Here is a 2,581-nt window from a genome sequence, read left to right as displayed (position 1 = left end):
AAATAAATATACCGCTGGTAACTCTGGCGTTATGAATAACCCCAGCCAACAGCGGTACATAAGTAGTATAGGAGAAAGGCACGCCGTTGTCAACCTGATTTACAAAAACCCCCGGCTTAAACCGGGGGTTTTTTATTACCTTGCTAAATACTTTTTATTTCCAGCGTAAGCGGTAGGTTTCCGCCCAGAGCTGTGCTTCTTTTAAGGTGTTATCCACCATTTCTTGGTAAATAACAGGGGCTTCGCGCGGGTAAAGCCGGTGTAATTCTTGCATATTGTTAAAATAATCAAGAATAATTGCCCGTACGCCGCCTTCGTCATACAAGGCCAGTTGGCGATTAATGTTGTGGAACATGACCTGATATTCCGGGTTGCCGTGGAACGGATGGATAATACCGGGGGCGTCATTCTGCATTTCGCCCAAGTGGACGGGGTAAGGCTTGTGGTTGTTTTGGGCTTTAATTTTTTTGCGCGTATAGATTTCTTTTAAGGTACTTTTGTTTACAATGTGGTGTACGCCGCGATAGGTGGAAACGTCACGAATGTTGCGCCATTTTTTTTCGTAGCCTTTTGCCACGGCGCCGCGCTCTTGAGACAGGCGCACCAGCTCTTTCAAATAGCGGTAGCTACCCCATAACGTGCTGGGGTTGCGCAAAATAGGCGTCTTGAATTCCGTAGAGATAACCACCTGCGGAATGGTAGTGGCGGGCCAGTATTTGTTTCTGAAAGTAGTATTGCGGAAATATACGTTGGTATAGTTCGGGGAATAGGTCTGTACTACTTTTTTGGCCAAGTTGGCAGAACTGGCGGGTGCTGTTATGTGGCGCGTAATGCGGGTGTTGCCGACATTGGCAACTTTACCTACGCGGTTGCCGGCAGAACGCAAAACCCTGTACGCATTTTGGGAAAAGACAGCGGTGTTGCTTAATAATAACGTGATGAGCAGAACTAGCAGTTTTTTCATACACACGCTCCTTTGCTTCTTTCCCTCATTGTAATAAATTTTTAGAATTTAGCAAGAAAAATTTTAGGTTATTTTATAAAAATCCCCCAAAAAACGCTTTTTTTCCGTCGGAAAATTTATTTTTTCCGTCGGGCGTTTGTAATTAGGCCGTTTTTACCGTCGGAGCGCACACAAAAATAAGAACAAAAACAAATGCCGGGAATTTTTTATATTATAACCCTTTTGGTATATGTTTTTGAACCTAATTTGGGCCGGCACTGCGGTTAAAACGCGCAAGCGGACACAAAAAAGCGCCCCCATGCGCCTGGCAAAAGCCGGTGTTCATGGGCGGCGTGCTTATAGTATAGCAGGCTGATTGCGGTAAATCAAGCCCTATATAAAAAATGGCCCCGCCACCGCGCATTTAAGCACTTACGGGCGGGGCCGTGGGCAACGGGGCCCAAATGCAAAAGGCGTTATTCCAAATACTTTTTAAGCATTTGTTGCAAGGCTTGCTTGAGCGGCGCGGGGCTGATAACTTGAATGTTCGGAAGCCACCGCTGTATTTGCGGAAGCACCTGCATAAAATTGGCCGTCCGGCACGAAAGCACCAACGAGCCGTCTTTTTCCTCTTGTTCAATTTTTTGATACGGGAAAAATTCCACTTCCTTAAAATAACCCGCCACCGCGTCGGAAACTTTTAGTTTAATTTTTATTTTTTGTTCCGTATCAAACCAAATATTGGGCGCTTGGGCCAGTTTTTCATCTATACCAAAGGGCGGGAATGTTTCGCTGTGGGTACGCACCTGTATAATGCGCCCGAGGGAGAACTTCATAAAAGTATTTACATTGTTGATAGCAATTAAATACCAGAACCCGTCAAACAGGGCCATTTTTAAGGGGCGCAGGCCGCGGCTCCACGCGCGTTTGGTTTGAGAGGTATAATGCACATCTATATATTGATGTTTCAAAATAGCCTGTTCCAGTTTATCCAGCACATTGGGCGAAATGGTGTGCCACATGCGCGGCATTTTTATAAAGTAGACCGATTGCGCCTCGGGGCGGACGGCTTGCTCGCTCAAGCGTTTGAAACTGGCCTGCCATTGGGGGCCCAATGATTGCGCCAACTGGCCGGTAAGGGCTAGTAGGGCTTTATCGCGCGAGGACAGCGGCATTTTGCGCAAGGAAAACCCCTCCGCAAAGGTGTATCTGCCGGCGGCAAATTCCGATAGCGGAAATCCGGCGCGTTCCATTTCCAGCAAATCGCGTTGCAAGGTACGCACGGAAAACCCAAGGCTTTTGGCCTCTTGCGTGAGCGTAATGCGCCCTCTATCCAGCTTATTGAGCAAATATAAAATGCGTGTAAATTTATGTAAAGTAGCGGATTTAATCATAGAATTATTATGTTTTTTTTGCTTTTCCTTGTCAACTATGTTATAATTTTCAGAGTGAAACTTGCGAATGTGTGATTTATTTTAGGAAGTTTGGCTTCGGGCCAAGCAGAGCTGACGGAGAACATCTGACGGCACTTTGGAATCCTCAAAATAATCGTATTGTCACCTGTCCAATAGGGCAGGTGCGTCGGCGGTTATGTTGGTTATTCTAATGCCCAACCATAACACGCCGTTTTTTTATGCC

Annotated in this window: 2 protein-coding genes; both read right to left on the bottom strand. The window is 46.1% G+C overall.

Annotated features, from left to right (window positions below; translation table 11 throughout):
- Positions 1–154 precede the first annotated feature (154 nt).
- Positions 155–964: a hypothetical protein gene (locus ACQY18_RS06590; protein ID WP_428039299.1), complete on the bottom strand. Its 810-nt coding sequence runs from the start codon at positions 962–964 to the stop codon at positions 155–157.
- 455 nt (positions 965–1,419) lie between these two features.
- Positions 1,420–2,337 carry a helix-turn-helix transcriptional regulator gene (locus ACQY18_RS06585; RefSeq protein WP_428039298.1) on the bottom strand — a complete coding sequence of 306 codons (918 nt, stop codon included), beginning with the start codon at positions 2,335–2,337 and terminating at the stop codon, positions 1,420–1,422.
- Positions 2,338–2,581 lie beyond the last annotated feature (244 nt).

Source organism: Candidatus Avelusimicrobium faecicola, assembly GCA_900540405.1.
Taxonomy (GTDB): Bacteria; Elusimicrobiota; Elusimicrobia; order Elusimicrobiales; family Elusimicrobiaceae; genus Avelusimicrobium; species Avelusimicrobium faecicola.
This window is presented reverse-complemented; position numbering and strand designations above follow the sequence as displayed.